Here is a 14,782-nt window from a genome sequence, read left to right as displayed (position 1 = left end):
TTAACCGTTTATTCATCCTTAGACTCCCCATGCTTCCGTTATACTAGCGGCATGACATGACAGGAGCGTTTATGAATCAATCCTATGGAAGACTGGTAAGCCGGGCCGCCATTGCGGCGACCGTCATGGCCTCCAGCCTGTTACTGATTAAAATCTTTGCCTGGTGGTATACCGGCTCGGTCAGTATTCTGGCGGCACTGGTGGACTCCCTGATGGACATTGCCGCCTCGTTGACCAACCTGCTGGTGGTGCGTTACTCGCTGCAGCCAGCGGATGAAGAGCACACATTTGGGCACGGCAAAGCGGAGTCGCTGGCCGCGCTGGCGCAAAGCATGTTCATTTCCGGCTCTGCGCTGTTCCTGTTTTTAACCGGCATTCAGCATCTCGTTTCGCCGACACCGATGAACGATCCCGGCGTGGGCGTAGTTGTGACGATCGTTGCGCTTATATGCACACTTGTTCTGGTAACGTTCCAGCGCTGGGTTGTTCGCAAAACGCAAAGTCAGGCTGTACGGGCGGATATGCTTCATTATCAATCTGATGTTATGATGAATGGGGCTATTCTTATTGCGCTCGGTCTGGCCTGGTATGGCTGGCATCGCGCCGATGCGTTATTTGCGTTAGGGATTGGTATCTATATTTTATATAGCGCCCTGCGGATGGGGTATGAAGCGGTGCAATCACTGCTTGACCGCGCCCTCCCGGACTCAGAACGTAATGAAATTTTTTCTATCGTGACCTCCTGGCCCGGCGTCAGCGGTGCACACGATCTTCGAACGCGGCAGTCAGGGCCGACCCGCTTTATTCAGATTCATATTGAAATGGAAGACAACCTGCCACTGGTTCAGGCTCACGTTATTGCTGAGCAGGTCGAGCAGGCGATTTTGCAGCGTTTTCCTGGTTCAGACGTCATCATTCACCAGGATCCCTGCTCGGTTGTACCCGGTCATGTTGGGCTTTCGTAATTCGTTGTAAAAAAGTGAGCCAGGCCAGCATTTTGTGTATAAATTACCGCCGTTTGGTCTGACCTGAATCAATTCAGCTGGAAGGGATTGATATACTATTTGCAGTATTCGTTGGTCGATAAGTTTCTTCCGGCAACAGATTTCAATTTTGCATTCCTAAGTTCAGAGGTAGTCATGATTAAGAAAATCGGTGTGTTGACAAGCGGCGGTGATGCGCCGGGCATGAACGCGGCAATTCGTGGTGTTGTCCGTGCAGCGCTGACGGAAGGCCTGGAAGTTTTTGGCGTTTATGACGGTTATCTGGGCCTGTATGAAGATCGTATGGTTCAGCTCGACCGTTACAGCGTGTCTGACATGATCAACCGTGGCGGTACTTTCCTCGGTTCCGCGCGCTTCCCGGAATTCCGTGATGAACACGTTCGTGAAGTGGCTATCGAAAACATGAAGAAACGCGGCCTGGACGCCCTGGTGGTTATCGGTGGTGACGGCTCCTACATGGGTGCAAAACGTCTGACCGAAATGGGCTTCCCGTGCATCGGTCTGCCGGGCACCATCGACAACGACATCAAAGGTACTGACTACACTATCGGCTTCTTTACTGCACTGAGTACCGTTGTTGAAGCGATTGACCGTCTGCGTGACACCTCTTCTTCTCACCAGCGTATCTCTATCGTTGAAGTGATGGGCCGTTACTGTGGCGACCTGACGCTGGCGGCAGCCATTGCGGGCGGTTGCGAATTTATCGTCGTGCCGGAAGTCGAATTTAGCCGTGAAGATCTGGTGGCTGAAATCAAAGCGGGCATCGCGAAGGGTAAAAAACACGCGATCGTGGCTATCACCGAGCACATCTGCGACGTTGACGAGCTGGCGAAGTACATCGAAGCCGAAACCAAACGCGAAACCCGCGCGACCGTACTGGGTCACATCCAGCGCGGCGGTTCCCCAGGCCCTTACGACCGTATTCTGGCGTCCCGTATGGGCGCGTACGCTATCGATCTGCTGCTGCAGGGTCACGGCGGCCGCTGCGTCGGTATTCAGAACGAAAAACTGGTTCACCACGACATCATCGACGCGATTGAAAACATGAAGCGTCCGTTCAAAGGTGACTGGCTGGACTGCGCGAAAAAACTGTACTGATCGGCGTGTGTTTTGTGCCGGTTGGCGGCAAGGTAAATGCAAAACGGTAACCCTTGGGTTACCGTTTTTTATGGTTGCTCCCTCTCCCGTGGGAGAGGGGTGGGGTGAGGGCATCAGGCCGTTCATCCACTTCTTTTATTCCACTACGTTATAGCCAATCTTTTTTTATTCTTTAATCCTCGATTCGCTTTCTGGCACGCTGCATTCATCAAAACACTACACAAGAGAGCTGGGCGATGAATAAATGGGGCGTGGGTTTAACATTATTGCTGGCATCGACCAGCGTTCTGGCTAAGGATATCCAGTTACTGAACGTGTCATACGACCCGACGCGTGAACTGTACGAGCAATACAACAAAGCGTTTGCGGCACACTGGAAACAGGAAACCGGCGACAACGTGGTGGTTCGTCAGTCGCATGGCGGCTCCGGCAAGCAGGCGACGTCCGTGATAAACGGTATTGAAGCCGACGTGGTAACCCTGGCGCTGGCCTACGATGTTGACGCGATCGCCGAGCGTGGCCGCATCGACAAAAACTGGATCAAACGCCTGCCGGATAACTCCGCGCCCTACACCTCGACCATCGTCTTCCTGGTGCGTAAAGGAAACCCGAAACAAATTAAAGACTGGAACGACCTGATCAAACCGGGCGTTTCTGTGATTACCCCGAACCCGAAAAGCTCCGGCGGCGCTCGCTGGAACTACCTGGGCGCGTGGGGTTATGCACTGCATCACAACAATGGCGACCAGGCCAAAGCGCAGGAATTCGTGAAGGCGCTGTATAAAAACGTTGAGGTGCTGGACTCCGGCGCGCGTGGCGCCACCAACACCTTCGTCGAGCGCGGGATTGGCGACGTGCTGATCGCATGGGAAAACGAAGCCCTGCTGGCCACCCACGAGCTGGGCAAAGACAAATTTGAGATCGTGACCCCGAGCGAATCGATTCTGGCTGAGCCGACCGTTTCCGTGGTCGATAAAGTGGTTGAGAAGAAAGATACCAAAGCGGTGGCGGAAGCCTACCTGAAGTATCTGTACTCGCCAGAAGGCCAGGAAATTGCGGCGAAAAACTTCTATCGTCCACGCGATGCGGCGGTCGCCAAGAAATACGAAGGGGAGTTCCCAAAACTGAAGCTATTCACTATTGACGATGTGTTCGGCGGCTGGACCAAAGCGCAGAAAGAGCACTTCTCTAACGGTGGCACTTTCGACCAGATCAGCCAGCGCTAACCATTATCCTGTGACACGGTGACCCGGCGTGAGAAATCCGCCGGGTTTTTTATTTGGTCATCATTTTGCGTTACTCTTTTGCCTCTATTGAAAACAGGGAACGCGTTGTGAAAAAAATTATCTTATTGCTCCTCATTGTCATCGCCCTTGCCGCTGGCGGCGTGTACTGGATGAAGGCGGGTAATCCGAATGCGTTGCGACATATCGTTCTCGACCAGTGTGTGCCGAATCAGATCCAGAACCGTAACCCGGCACCCTGTGCGCAGGTGAAAACGGATGCAGGCTATGTGGTATTTAAAGATCGCAACGGGCCGCTGCAATACCTGCTGATGCCGACATATCGCATCAACGGCACCGAGAGCCCGCTGCTGACCGACGCTCATACGCCGAACTTTTTCTGGCTGGCGTGGCAGTCGCGCAGCTTTATGACCCTGAAGCGTGGATCCGAGGTGCCTGACAGCGCCATTTCGCTGACGATTAACTCGCCGACTGGCCGCACGCAGAACCATTTTCATATTCATATCTCCTGCCTGCGCCCGGACGTGCGCGAGAAGCTCAACGCGGCACAGGGAGAAATCAGCACCCAGTGGCTGCCTCTTCCTGGGGGGCTGGAAGGACATGAGTATCTTGCTCGCCGCGTGACGGAGAATGAACTGGTCCAGCGCAGCCCGTTTATGATGCTGGCTGAAGAGTTGCCGGAAGCGCGCGACCATATGGGGCGCTTTGCCCTGGCGATGGCGCAGCAGTCGGACGGCTCTTTTGTTTTGCTGGCGACAGAGCGTAACCTGCTCACGCTTAACCGCGCGTCTGCGGAAGAACTGCAGGATCATCAATGCACTATCCTGAAGTAACCCCACCATAAATCGCGTTTACTCGGGCTGCCTGTCACCGTAGACTTGCTGAAAAATTCTACAGGAGACAGGTATGTCGCTCTGGTTAACGTATCCTCTGCTGCTGCCCTCACTGATCGTTGGCGTCACCATCGTGCTGTGGGCGACGTCGCTATTGCCGGAATTTATCACCGCGCTGCTGTTCTTCACGGCGGCGATGACCGCCAGAATCGCCCCGCCGGAGGTCATCTTCGGCGGTTTTGCCTCGTCTGCTTTCTGGCTGGTATTCAGCGGCTTTGTGCTCGGCGTGGCGATCCGTAAAACCGGACTGGCGGACAGGGCCGCCCGGGCGCTGTCGGCAAAGCTCACCGACTCCTGGGTGTTGATGGTGGCGAGCGTGGTGCTGCTGAGCTACGCGCTGGCGTTTGTGATGCCGTCGAACATGGGACGTATTGCGCTGCTGATGCCGATTGTCGCGGCGATGGCAAAACGCGCCGGTATCGCCGACGGCTCCCGCGCCTGGTTCGGGCTGGCGCTGGCGGTGGGGTTCGGGACTTTCCAGCTTTCGGCGACGATCCTGCCTGCAAACGTCCCCAATCTGGTGATGAGCGGTGCGGCGGAAGGCTCGTACGGCATCCATCTGAACTATGTCCCGTATCTGCTGCTGCACACGCCGGTGCTCGGTATCCTCAAAGGCCTGATTCTGATTGGCCTCATCTGCTGGCTATTTCCCGGCAGCCCAAAACCGCCGAAGGAACAGGCGCCGTCTGATCCTATGGGGCGGGATGAAAAGCGTCTTGCCTGGCTGCTGGCGGTGGTGCTGGGGATGTGGGTCACGGAGAGCTGGCACGGCGTGGGGCCGGCGTGGACGGGGCTGGCGGCGTCGGTCATCGTTATGCTGCCGCGCATTGGCTTTATCACCGGGGAAGAGTTTTCTGCGGGGGTGAACATGCGCACCTGTATTTACGTCGCGGGCATTCTTGGGCTGGCGATTGTCGTGACGCAAACCGGTATCGGAACGGCCGTGGGCGAGGCATTGCTTCGCATTATGCCGCTGGATGCAGACAGGCCGTTCACCAGTTTCCTGGCGCTGACCGGTATTACCACGGCGCTCAACTTCATCATGACCGCCAACGGCGTTCCGGCGCTGTACACCACCCTGGCGCAGAGTTTTTCGGACGCGACCGGTTTTCCGCTGCTGTCGGTGATCATGATTCAGGTATTGGGCTATTCCACGCCGCTGCTGCCGTATCAGGCGTCGCCGATTGTGGTGGCAATGGGGCTCGGGAAGGTGCCTGCAAGGGCGGGGATGGTGCTCTGTCTGGCGCTGGCTATCGCAACGTATCTGGTACTGCTGCCGCTGGATTATCTCTGGTTTAGTTTGCTGGGGAAAGTGTAGTTCGGTGCGAGGTGTTTCCCCTCACCCCCCCCTCTCCCTAAGGGAGAGGGGGGAGAAGAGCGGCGGGTAAGCGCAAGCGCCACCCGCCACAAAGGCAATTACGCCTGTTTAGCCGCTTCTGCTGCCTTAACGATCACCGCGAAAGCGTCAGCTTTCAGGGATGCACCGCCAACCAGCGCGCCATCGATGTCTGGCTGGGTGAACAGCTCAGCAGCGTTGGAGGCGTTTACGGAACCGCCGTACTGGATAATCACTTGCTCAGCGACCTTCGCGTCGGCTTTAGCAATGTGGTCACGAATGAATTTGTGAACCGCCTGAGCCTGCGCAGGGGTTGCAGATTTGCCGGTACCGATCGCCCAGACTGGCTCGTATGCGATTACTGCGCCTTCGAACGCTGCCGCGCCCTGGGTTTTCAGCACGGCGTCGATCTGACGTGCGCACACTTCTTCGGTTTTGCCCGCTTCGTTTTCCGCTTCGGTTTCACCGATGCACAGAACCGGAATCAGACCCTGCTCTTTCAGCACGGCAAATTTCTTCGCGATGAACTCGTCGGATTCTTTGTGATAGGTGCGACGCTCGGAGTGGCCGATGATGATGTATTTCGCGCCGATATCTTTCAGCATTTCAGCGGAGGTTTCACCGGTGAACGCGCCAGACAGGTTAACGTCAACGTTCTGCGCGCCCAGAATGATGTGGCTGCCGTCAGCGGCGTGTTTAGCCAGATCCAGGTACATATCCGGCGGAGCGATAGCAACCGCGCAGCCCGTCACGCCAGCCAGCTCTTTACGCAGGTTCGCAACCAGTTCGTTTACCATGTGGCGGCTGCCGTTCAGTTTCCAGTTACCCATCACTAAAGGATGTCGCATTTCAATTCTCCACGCTAAATAAGCGAATTAAGGAATATGGCCACCCTGTCGGGCAGCATGGTCTGTGAATCAGTATAGAGATTTTCCCTCGAAAGGCTTTGCTTTTTGTCATTAATTCGCCCCGCCGAGGGTGTCAGATAGTGCCAGCTTAATCGGTTCAACAGCGAAGGTCAGTCCTTTTTCGCCGTTGTCCGCCACAACATAGCGGATTGCGCCTTCGGTATCAGCGTAGTAACGCTTGTTTTTCCCGGCGGTAAGGAGTTTTTGCAGCTTTTGCTGGCTTTGCTTTTTTGTCAGCGCAGGGGTAAAGGCCTGCAGTACCGCGCTCATGTACTCCAGCGCTTTCGTCTTAGCGGCTTTCTGCTCTGGCCCCTGTATCGGCAGCCAGGTGATTTGCATGCTTTTGATTTTTAACGTACCGCGCTCCAGCGCCGTGGAAGCATACAAATTCTCGTTAATCTTGCTTGCCGCACGGGTCAGTGTGGGGGTATCGCGTGAGCCATCAATGGCGCGAAACTCATCCAGCGGCAGCGTGGGGTTGGTCTGATTGAAGGTTTCACGAAACTGGCTGATAGACTGATCGAACGACGGCGCGCCCGCCAGCAGATAGGGTGCTGTGGTCGGGGCTGTGGTTTCGGCGGCGTGCAGGGGATAACCCGCGCTGAGCAGCGCTAAACACAGGAAAAGAGAACGTGCCGAACTTTTCATCAACATTGCCCCTGGCCGTAAGTGCTCATGATTAAAACGATATCTGGTCGGCTTGTCAAAAGGTCACAACTCCAGGGTAAAATGCGCGCTATACGATAATAAGGAACCTTACATGACCATACAGCAGTGGCTGTTTTCATTCAAAGGGCGTATTGGACGCCGTGATTTCTGGATCTGGATGGTGACGTGGGTTGTCGCCATGCTGCTTCTGTTTTTCGTGGCTTACAACGCCTGGCTGAGCACGCAAACGGCAGCCTTCGCGCTGGTCTGTCTGCTATGGCCAACGGCGGCGGTTGTCGTAAAACGGCTGCACGATCGCGGACGTTCCGGCGCGTGGGCATTTCTGATTATTCTGGCGTGGATGCTGGTGGCGGGAAACTGGGCGATGCTGCCGTCCATCCTGCCGTGGGTTGTGGGCAGGCTGCTGCCGTCGGTCATCTTCGTGATGATGATTGTCGATCTGGGCGCGTTTATTGGCACCCAGAGCGAAAACAAATACGGTAAAGACACCGTTGAGGTGAAATACCGCTGATCACCAGTAGTGTTCGGCGGTCATATGGCCCGGCCGGCGGCGAAGATGTTTCGTCATCTGCCGGGTATCCTTCAGAAGCTGCTGCGTGTCACGTACCATCTGCGGGTTGCCGCACAGCATGACGTGGCTGGTTTCAGCGTTCAGCGGCAAACCCACCGCGTCTTCCAGGGCTCCACTCTCAATTAACGCCGGCACGCGGCCGGTAAGCGCTCCTGCTACGGTTTCGCGGCTGACCACCGTCTGAATCTTTAACTTCCCGCCGTACTGCTGTTCAAGCGCCTGCATTTGCGGCAAATAGCTCAGGTCTGCGGCGTAGCGCGCAGCGTGAACCAGCACGATGTTTTTAAAGCGCTCCAGATCTTTGCCGTACTGCAAAATAGAGAGATAAGGGCCGATGGCCGTACCGGTTGCCAGCATCCAGAGCGTGTCGCAGTCAGGGATCTCTTCGAGCACAAAGAAGCCTGCCGCTTCACTCACAATTTGTACCTCGTCGCCGGGCTTAAGCGCGGCAAGGCGCGGGCTGAGCTTACCGTCAGGAACGGTGACCAGATAGAACTCGAGATCCGGGTTATCAGGCGCGTTAACGTAAGAGTAGGCGCGCTGCACGCGCTCGCCGTCGACATCCAGCCCCAGCTTCGCAAATTGCCCGGCTTTAAACGGGTGAACGGGAGCATGTACGGTGAGACTAAATAGCGCATCGGTCCAGAACTGTACCTTTGTGACTTTACCTGTTACCCAGTCCGCCATGATCTTCTCCTGTGCTGTTTCTCTGTTCTATCTTCCGTACTTGTGGTGACAATTTCCAGCCCGTCAGGGCCGGAAAGCTCTATCGATCAAACGGTTTTACAGAATGTGCGTCTGCACGTCCGGGTCTTTGCGGTCGAGATAGTGGATAGACTGGATGCGGCGAATGGTGCGTGATTTACCGCGGATCAGTAGGGTTTCAGTGGTGGCCATATTGCCCTTGCGGGTGATGCCGTCCAGCAGATCGCCTTTGGTGATGCCGGTCGCCGAGAAGACAACGTTATCGCTACGCGCCATCTCGTCCAGAGCCAGCACTTTATTGGCCTCGATGCCCATCGCTTCGCAGCGCGCCAGCTCGTTTTCCCCGATACGGCGGTTCTCTTCGCTGTCGCCTTTCACCTCATGGCGGGGCAGCAGACGGGCCTGCATATCGCCATCCAGCGCGCGGATCACTGCCGCGGAGACCACACCTTCCGGCGCGCCGCCGATGCCGTACAGCACGTCGACTTCGCTGTCCGGCATGCAGGTCAGGATCGAGGCGGCAACGTCACCGTCAGGAATAGCAAACACGCGCACGCCGAGCTTTTGCATTTGCGCGATAGTGGCGTCGTGGCGCGGTTTCGCCAGAATGGTGACGGTGAGTTCGCTAAGGGGTTTGCCCAGGGCTTTGGCGATGTTGTGCAGGTTCTCTTCCAGCGGCAGGCTAAGGTCGATTGCGCCTTTTGCGCCAGGACCGACAATCAGCTTTTCCATGTACATGTCCGGCGCGTTCAGGAAGCAGCCCTTATCGCCGACGGCCAGCACCGCTAACGCATTGGCCTGACCCATCGCCGTCATGCGGGTGCCTTCGATCGGGTCAACCGCGATATCCACGGCATCGCCTTTGCCGGTACCGACTTTTTCACCGATGTAGAGCATCGGCGCTTCGTCGATCTCGCCTTCGCCGATCACGATGGTGCCGTCAATGTTGACCTGGTTAAGTACAATACGCATGGCATGGACGGCTGCGCCGTCTGCGGTATTTTTGTCGCCACGGCCCAGCCATTTATAGCCTGCGAGGGCGGCCGCTTCGGTGACGCGGGAAAACTCGATAGCAAGTTCACGTTTCATGAGGTACTCGTGCAATCAAAAGGAATTGCACGAAGTTTATCACAGAGTGGGTAAGGTGCGGTCTGTACTCCCCTCACCCTAACCCTCTCCCCAAAGGAGCGAGGGGACTTAAAACACCCTCTCCCCTTTGGGGAGAGGGCCGGGGTGAGGGGAATTACTCTTCGTGCTCTTCCCACGCCAGGGCGCGTTTCACCGCTTTTTTCCAGCCGCTGTAGCGGAAGTTACGCTCGGTGGTTTCGATGCCCGGGCGGAACTCGCGTTCGATAACCGCTTTTTCCTGCAGCTCGTCCAGGTTCTGCCAGAAGCCTACCGCCAGACCGGCAAGGTACGCCGCGCCCAGCGCCGTGACTTCACGCACTTCAGGGCGCTCAACGCGGGTGCCCAGAATGTCGGACTGGAACTGCATCAGGAAGTTATTCGCTACCGCACCGCCGTCCACGCGCAGGGCGTGCAGACGAATGCCGGAGTCAGCCTGCATCGCTTCCAGCACGTCGCGCGTCTGATAGGCGATGGATTCCAGGGTGGCGCGAATAATGTGGTTAGAGTTCACACCGCGCGTCAGGCCGAAAATCGCCCCGCGTGCATACGGATCCCAGTACGGTGCGCCCAGACCGGTGAACGCAGGCACTACGTACACGCCGTTGGTGTCTTTCACTTTGGTCGCGAAGTACTCGGAGTCAAACGCATCGCTGATCAGCTTCATCTCGTCGCGCAGCCACTGAATGGATGCACCCGCCATGAACACCGCACCTTCCAGCGCATAGTTCACTTCGCCGCGCGGGCCGCAGGCGATGGTGGTCAACAGGCCGTTTTCTGATTTCACCGCTTTCTCGCCGGTGTTCATCAGCATAAAGCAGCCGGTGCCGTAGGTATTCTTCGCCATCCCTTCCTTGACGCACAGCTGGCCGAACAGCGCCGCCTGCTGGTCACCGGCAATACCGGCGATAGGAATACGGGTGCCGCCTTTACCGCCGATGTTGGTCTGACCGTACACTTCTGAAGACTTACGCACTTCAGGCAGCATCGCGCGCGGAATGTCCAGCGCGTCCAGCATCTTGTCATCCCACTCCAGGGTGTTGATGTTGAACAGCATGGTACGCGAGGCGTTGGTGTAATCGGTGACATGAACGCGTCCCTGGGTCATCTTCCAGATAAGCCAGGTATCGACGGTACCGAACAGCAGCTCGCCGCGTTTAGCACGCTCGCGTGAACCTTCCACGTGATCGAGGATCCATTTCACTTTGGTGCCGGAGAAATACGGGTCAACCACCAGACCGGTGGCGCTGCGCACGTACTCTTCCATACCGTCGCGCTTCAGCTGTTCGCAGATCTCGGATGTACGGCGGCACTGCCAGACGATAGCGTTGTAAATGGGCTTACCGGTTTCGCGTTCCCAGACAATCGTCGTTTCACGCTGGTTGGTAATCCCAATCGCGGCAATCTCGTCGGAACTGATATCGGCTTTCGCCAGCACTTCGACCAGCGTGGAGCTTTGTGACGCCCAAATCTCCATTGGGTCATGTTCTACCCAGCCTGGACGAGGATAAATTTGCTCAAATTCGCGCTGTGACACGCTGACGATGTTCGCGTCATGATCCATTACGACAGCGCGGGAGCTGGTAGTGCCCTGGTCGAGCGCAACGATATATTTTTTTTCGGTCATGGTATGTGTCCCGTAGTCAGATTACAGCGAAGCTTTTTGTTGTGCGGTAGAAGTCGTTTCCTTCTCCTCTTCCACACAGGTGTCGCACGGTAAGTGGCGACCAATTAATTTGCGGTAGCTAAACGCACCCAGCGCAGCCCCGACAACCGGCGCAAACAGCGGTACCAGGAAGTAAGGAATGTCTTTGCCACCGGTGAAGGCGACGTCGCCCCAGCCAGCGATAAAGGCGAAGGCTTTTGGTCCGATATCACGTGCCGGGTTCATCGCGAAGCCGGTCAGCGGGCCCATGGATGCACCAATTACCGCAATCAGCAAACCAATCAGCAGGGGTGCCAGCGGGCCGCGCGGAATGCCGTTTCCGTCGTCGGTCAGCGCCAGGATAACGCCCATCAGAATAGCGGTAATCACCATTTCAACTGCGAACGCCTGCACAAAATTAATATGCGGGTTAGGGTAGGTTGAGAAGATGCCTGCCAGATCCAGACTTTCGACACTGCCGCGTACCATATGATGCGTCTGTTCGAAGTCGATGAAAAGATTGTAATAAAGCCCGTAAACTAACGCCGCTGCGCAAAACGCGCCGGCAAACTGAGAAAGAATGAAAGGAACAACTTTGCGTCCGTCAAAGCACGCGAACAGCCACAGTGCGATTGTCACCGCCGGGTTAAGATGTGCACCAGAAACCCCTGCAGTCAGGTAGATGGCCATCGCCACGCCCAGACCCCAGATGATACTGATTTCCCACTGACCAAAACTGGCACCCGCCACTTTCAGTGCAGCGACACAGCCCACTCCGAAGAATATCAACAACCCGGTACCAAGGAACTCGGCAATGCACTGGCCTTTTAAGGTTGATGTCTGACTCATAATCGGAATCCTGAAGAAATTGATGTTTATTGTTAGCATGGCCGCCCGTGACAGCCACGATGCCCTGTAGACATAGTGTTAATTTATCGTTAACGAGCAAAAACGAGAAATATCGAAATCAAAATGTGTGGTCTGCGTCAATAAAATGAGCGTTTTCGCGCCATAAAGCACATTTTTGCATCAGTACAGGATCAGTGCAGGAATGTGAGCTGAATCATTTCATTAACGAATCAGTTAACAATTTAGGGGTATATGACGCGAACACACCAGGACCAGACCTAAAAGTGTTGCAAACCGCGATCTGCGCGGTGTGTCGCTGGACACAGAGCGCCGCGCTCCATACAATCGACGGTATATGTCGTGCGCGTTTATGTTAAAGCGTCGCCTTGCAATTCAGGAGAGGTAGCATCATGTCTTTAGAAGTGTTTGAGAAACTGGAATCGAAAGTACAGCAGGCGATTGACACCATCACCCTGCTGCAGATGGAAATTGAAGAGCTGAAAGAAAAGAACAACAGCCTGGCGCAGGAAGTTCAGAACGCTCAGCACGGCCGCGAAGAACTGGAGCGCGAAAACAACCAGCTGCGCGAACAGCAGAACGGCTGGCAGGATCGCCTGCAGGCGCTGCTGGGACGTATGGAAGAGGTTTAATTCCCATTGGGATGAACTGAACAGGCCGGGTAAGGCGAAGCCGCCACCCGGCTTTTTTTATGGTTTGATGTCAGTCGGCGATCACCATAAAAAAGGCCGCCAAAGGCGGCCTTAACGCTACTTGTCCTGCGCTGTCATAGCAAAAGCAACGAACACATTGGGTTCATCACTCTTTACAACGAGTACGCTGGCGACAATGAACGCGATACATAAATAGCGTTTCATTATGCGGTCCCTGCAGCTAACCGCTCCACCGTTCACCACCGGTGATAAGTCGGTGGACACAAGCCCTGGTATTAGCCTGCTTTACGGTAGTGAATACACCTTTCCCTGGACCGATGCCCATTTGCGAGATGGCGGAAAGGGACGCTTCATCATAATGAGCATCAACCGTGGAGTTAAGGTATTCATAGACAATTAGGATTTTATAAAGGTTCTGAGGGGTTGCCCAAGGTTTGGACGAGAGTATGATGAAACTCCCTGGTGTTAGTCTGCAAAACTTCCCAACGGACCGCGAATCCTGAGGGGACAAAAAAACCGCCACATTGCTGTTGGCGGTTTTTTTATGGTTCTCGCTGACTTTTTACTACTCGATATCCAGCGGATCTTCGGACAGGATAATGCCGGTATTATCGGCGTAGAGATGGTCCCCGGAGAAGAAGGTCACGCCGCCGAAATTGACGCGCACGTCGCTTTCGCCGATGCCGTCACCCGCCGCCCCTACCGGTATGGCCGCGATGGCCTGAATCCCGATATCCAGGTCTTCCAGATCGTCCACCTGACGTACGGAACCGTACACCACAAGGCCTTCCCACTCATTCTGAACGGCAATGCCGGCCAGTTCAGCATCAATTAATGCACGGCGCACGGAACCGCCGCCGTCGACCACAAGAACGCGGCCGCGGCCATTCTGTTCGAGCAGATCGTACAGCAACCCGTTGTCCTCGAAACATTTCACCGTGACGATTTGACCGCCAAACGACGACCTCCCACCAAAGTTGGAGAACAGCGGTTCAACGACGTTGACATCTTCCTGGTAGATGTCACAGAGCTCGGAGGTATCGTATTTCATAGGTTTAACGCTCAGTTGCTGCGAATGTGTTCAGTATATCGTGCGAAATGCGTTGTTGGCAAAATCATCAATTGTTAATTGATATTTGTCAGCTAACGCAGCGTCTGGCTTAACACAATCCCGATGACGAACAACAGGTTAGTCAGCAACGCGCCTTTTACCGTGCGTTCCAGCATCGGCGGCATGGCGGACGGGCTGAGTTCACGCATCACAAAGCGGGCCTGCTTAATCAGCAGCGGCGCGGCAAGCACAAACAGCCAGCCCCACAGGCTCTGCAAGGAAATCAGGTTAAACAGCGCCAGGCAAACCAGCGCACCAATGAGCAGGCAGGCATGATAGCGGCGCGCATTGACCGGCCCCAGACGAACCGCCAGGGTGTTTTTGCCGTTCTCGCGATCGCTGTCGATGTCGCGCAGGTTGTTGATGTTGAGCACCGCCGTCGCCAGCAGACCGCAGGCGGTCGCGGGCAGGAACAGGGCAGGGATCACCGTATGCGCCTGCAGGTACCAGCTTCCCATCACGCTCAGCCAGCCGAAGAACACCAGTACGGAGATATCCCCGAGCCCAATATAACCGTAAGGACGCGTGCCGACGGTGTAGGTGATGGCCGCGATAATGGCCAGTAAACCCAGCACCAGGAAGCCAATGAAATCGCTGGTGGTCTTAGACGCCACCGTCACCAGCGCAAGGCCGGATACGCAGATCAGCGCTACGGTGATAATCAGCGCGCGTTTCATCTGCGCCTGGGTAATCACCCCTTTCTGCATTCCGCGCAGTGGCCCTATGCGGTCCGGCTTGTCGCTGCCCTTTACCGCGTCGCCGTAGTCGTTGGCGAGATTGGAGAGAATTTGCAGCAGGCCAGCGGTAATCAGTGCCAGCGCGGCGACCAGCGGATCAAAATAACCCTGCCACCAGGCAAGGGCGGTGCCGACGATAATCGCGGCAAAGGCCAGAGGAAGCGTTTTAGGGCGCAGACTTTCGAGCCACGCCTGAGTACGGCTGATGTCAGTCAT

15 protein-coding genes are annotated in these 14,782 nt (G+C 55.8%); 7 read left to right on the top strand and 8 right to left on the bottom strand.

From position 1 onward, the window contains the following. The first annotated feature begins 71 nt into the window (after positions 1-71). The 5 genes from fieF to NI40_RS21770 all read left to right on the top strand — a co-directional run bounded on the left by fieF (position 72) and on the right by NI40_RS21770 (position 5,557). Positions 72-965: a CDF family cation-efflux transporter FieF gene (fieF, locus tag NI40_RS21790; RefSeq protein WP_023309697.1), complete on the top strand. Its 894-nt coding sequence runs from the start codon at positions 72-74 to the stop codon at positions 963-965. Positions 966-1,139: 174 nt separating this feature from the next. After that, entirely contained in the window at positions 1,140-2,102 is a 963-nt protein-coding gene (gene pfkA / locus NI40_RS21785; protein WP_039264208.1) for a 6-phosphofructokinase, read from the top strand. Positions 2,103-2,338: 236 nt separating this feature from the next. After that, complete coding sequence (locus NI40_RS21780; RefSeq protein ID WP_023309695.1) at positions 2,339-3,328, top strand: sulfate ABC transporter substrate-binding protein; 990 nt, start codon at positions 2,339-2,341, stop codon at positions 3,326-3,328. Positions 3,329-3,435: 107 nt separating this feature from the next. Further along, positions 3,436-4,179, top strand: coding sequence for a CDP-diacylglycerol diphosphatase (locus NI40_RS21775; RefSeq protein WP_039264210.1), 744 nt, complete (start codon positions 3,436-3,438; stop codon positions 4,177-4,179). A 73-nt stretch (positions 4,180-4,252) separates the two neighbouring features. Beyond that, positions 4,253-5,557, top strand: coding sequence for an SLC13 family permease (locus NI40_RS21770; protein ID WP_039264211.1), 1,305 nt, complete (start codon positions 4,253-4,255; stop codon positions 5,555-5,557). Between the two features lie 98 nt (positions 5,558-5,655). Here NI40_RS21770 and tpiA read toward each other — a convergent pair whose 3' ends face one another. Further along, positions 5,656-6,423 (bottom strand): triose-phosphate isomerase, encoded by a 768-nt coding sequence (tpiA, locus tag NI40_RS21765; RefSeq protein WP_014172206.1) that lies wholly within the window; start codon positions 6,421-6,423, stop codon positions 5,656-5,658. A gap of 111 nt (positions 6,424-6,534) precedes the next feature. Next, positions 6,535-7,131, bottom strand: a complete 597-nt coding sequence (locus tag NI40_RS21760) for a DUF1454 family protein (protein ID WP_039264215.1) — start codon at positions 7,129-7,131, stop codon at positions 6,535-6,537. Between the two features lie 112 nt (positions 7,132-7,243). Between NI40_RS21760 and NI40_RS21755 the strand changes: the two genes are divergently transcribed. After that, on the top strand, positions 7,244-7,663 hold the full coding sequence (locus tag NI40_RS21755) for a DUF805 domain-containing protein (protein WP_023293600.1): 420 nt from the start codon (positions 7,244-7,246) through the stop codon (positions 7,661-7,663). On the opposite strand, the gene fpr is transcribed toward NI40_RS21755, so the two are convergent. The 4 genes from fpr to NI40_RS21735 all read right to left on the bottom strand — a co-directional run bounded on the left by fpr (position 7,664) and on the right by NI40_RS21735 (position 12,047). Then, a complete protein-coding gene (gene fpr / locus NI40_RS21750) occupies positions 7,664-8,410 on the bottom strand; it encodes a ferredoxin--NADP(+) reductase (RefSeq protein WP_029739198.1) in 747 nt (248 codons plus the stop codon). 96 nt (positions 8,411-8,506) lie between these two features. Continuing rightward, on the bottom strand, positions 8,507-9,517 hold the full coding sequence (gene glpX / locus NI40_RS21745) for a class II fructose-bisphosphatase (protein WP_032662725.1): 1,011 nt from the start codon (positions 9,515-9,517) through the stop codon (positions 8,507-8,509). A gap of 154 nt (positions 9,518-9,671) precedes the next feature. Further along, the gene (gene glpK / locus NI40_RS21740; RefSeq protein WP_023309688.1) at positions 9,672-11,180 is read right to left on the bottom strand and encodes a glycerol kinase GlpK; all 1,509 of its coding nucleotides are present in this window, start codon (positions 11,178-11,180) and stop codon (positions 9,672-9,674) included. 21 nt (positions 11,181-11,201) lie between these two features. Then, positions 11,202-12,047: an MIP/aquaporin family protein gene (locus NI40_RS21735; protein WP_014885705.1), complete on the bottom strand. Its 846-nt coding sequence runs from the start codon at positions 12,045-12,047 to the stop codon at positions 11,202-11,204. A gap of 410 nt (positions 12,048-12,457) precedes the next feature. Here NI40_RS21735 and zapB point away from each other — a divergent pair, with 410 nt between their 5' ends. Beyond that, positions 12,458-12,697 (top strand): septal ring assembly protein ZapB, encoded by a 240-nt coding sequence (gene zapB / locus NI40_RS21730; RefSeq protein WP_010436935.1) that lies wholly within the window; start codon positions 12,458-12,460, stop codon positions 12,695-12,697. Between the two features lie 586 nt (positions 12,698-13,283). On the opposite strand, the gene rraA is transcribed toward zapB, so the two are convergent. After that, complete coding sequence (gene rraA, locus NI40_RS21720) at positions 13,284-13,769, bottom strand: ribonuclease E activity regulator RraA (RefSeq protein WP_023309687.1); 486 nt, start codon at positions 13,767-13,769, stop codon at positions 13,284-13,286. A gap of 92 nt (positions 13,770-13,861) precedes the next feature. Further along, on the bottom strand, positions 13,862-14,782 hold the full coding sequence (menA, locus tag NI40_RS21715; protein ID WP_023309686.1) for a 1,4-dihydroxy-2-naphthoate polyprenyltransferase: 921 nt from the start codon (positions 14,780-14,782) through the stop codon (positions 13,862-13,864).

The sequence above is a fragment of the Enterobacter sp. E20 genome, from assembly GCF_000801755.2.
GTDB lineage: Bacteria > Pseudomonadota > Gammaproteobacteria > Enterobacterales > Enterobacteriaceae > Enterobacter > Enterobacter asburiae_B.
This window is presented reverse-complemented; position numbering and strand designations above follow the sequence as displayed.

Excerpts from the sequence above, each read along its gene's own strand:
- fieF (WP_023309697.1), top strand. The coding sequence starts at position 72 with ATGAATCAATCCTATGGAAGACTGGTAAGCCGGGCCGCCATTGCGGCG.
- pfkA (WP_039264208.1), top strand. The coding sequence starts at position 1,140 with ATGATTAAGAAAATCGGTGTGTTGACAAGCGGCGGTGATGCGCCGGGC.
- NI40_RS21780 (WP_023309695.1), top strand. The coding sequence starts at position 2,339 with ATGAATAAATGGGGCGTGGGTTTAACATTATTGCTGGCATCGACCAGC.
- NI40_RS21770 (WP_039264211.1), top strand. The coding sequence starts at position 4,253 with ATGTCGCTCTGGTTAACGTATCCTCTGCTGCTGCCCTCACTGATCGTT.
- tpiA (WP_014172206.1), bottom strand. The coding sequence starts at position 6,423 with ATGCGACATCCTTTAGTGATGGGTAACTGGAAACTGAACGGCAGCCGC.
- NI40_RS21760 (WP_039264215.1), bottom strand. The coding sequence starts at position 7,131 with ATGAAAAGTTCGGCACGTTCTCTTTTCCTGTGTTTAGCGCTGCTCAGC.
- NI40_RS21755 (WP_023293600.1), top strand. The coding sequence starts at position 7,244 with ATGACCATACAGCAGTGGCTGTTTTCATTCAAAGGGCGTATTGGACGC.
- fpr (WP_029739198.1), bottom strand. The coding sequence starts at position 8,410 with ATGGCGGACTGGGTAACAGGTAAAGTCACAAAGGTACAGTTCTGGACC.
- glpX (WP_032662725.1), bottom strand. The coding sequence starts at position 9,517 with ATGAAACGTGAACTTGCTATCGAGTTTTCCCGCGTCACCGAAGCGGCC.
- glpK (WP_023309688.1), bottom strand. The coding sequence starts at position 11,180 with ATGACCGAAAAAAAATATATCGTTGCGCTCGACCAGGGCACTACCAGC.
- NI40_RS21735 (WP_014885705.1), bottom strand. The coding sequence starts at position 12,047 with ATGAGTCAGACATCAACCTTAAAAGGCCAGTGCATTGCCGAGTTCCTT.
- zapB (WP_010436935.1), top strand. The coding sequence starts at position 12,458 with ATGTCTTTAGAAGTGTTTGAGAAACTGGAATCGAAAGTACAGCAGGCG.
- rraA (WP_023309687.1), bottom strand. The coding sequence starts at position 13,769 with ATGAAATACGATACCTCCGAGCTCTGTGACATCTACCAGGAAGATGTC.
- menA (WP_023309686.1), bottom strand. The coding sequence starts at position 14,782 with ATGACTGACATCAGCCGTACTCAGGCGTGGCTCGAAAGTCTGCGCCCT.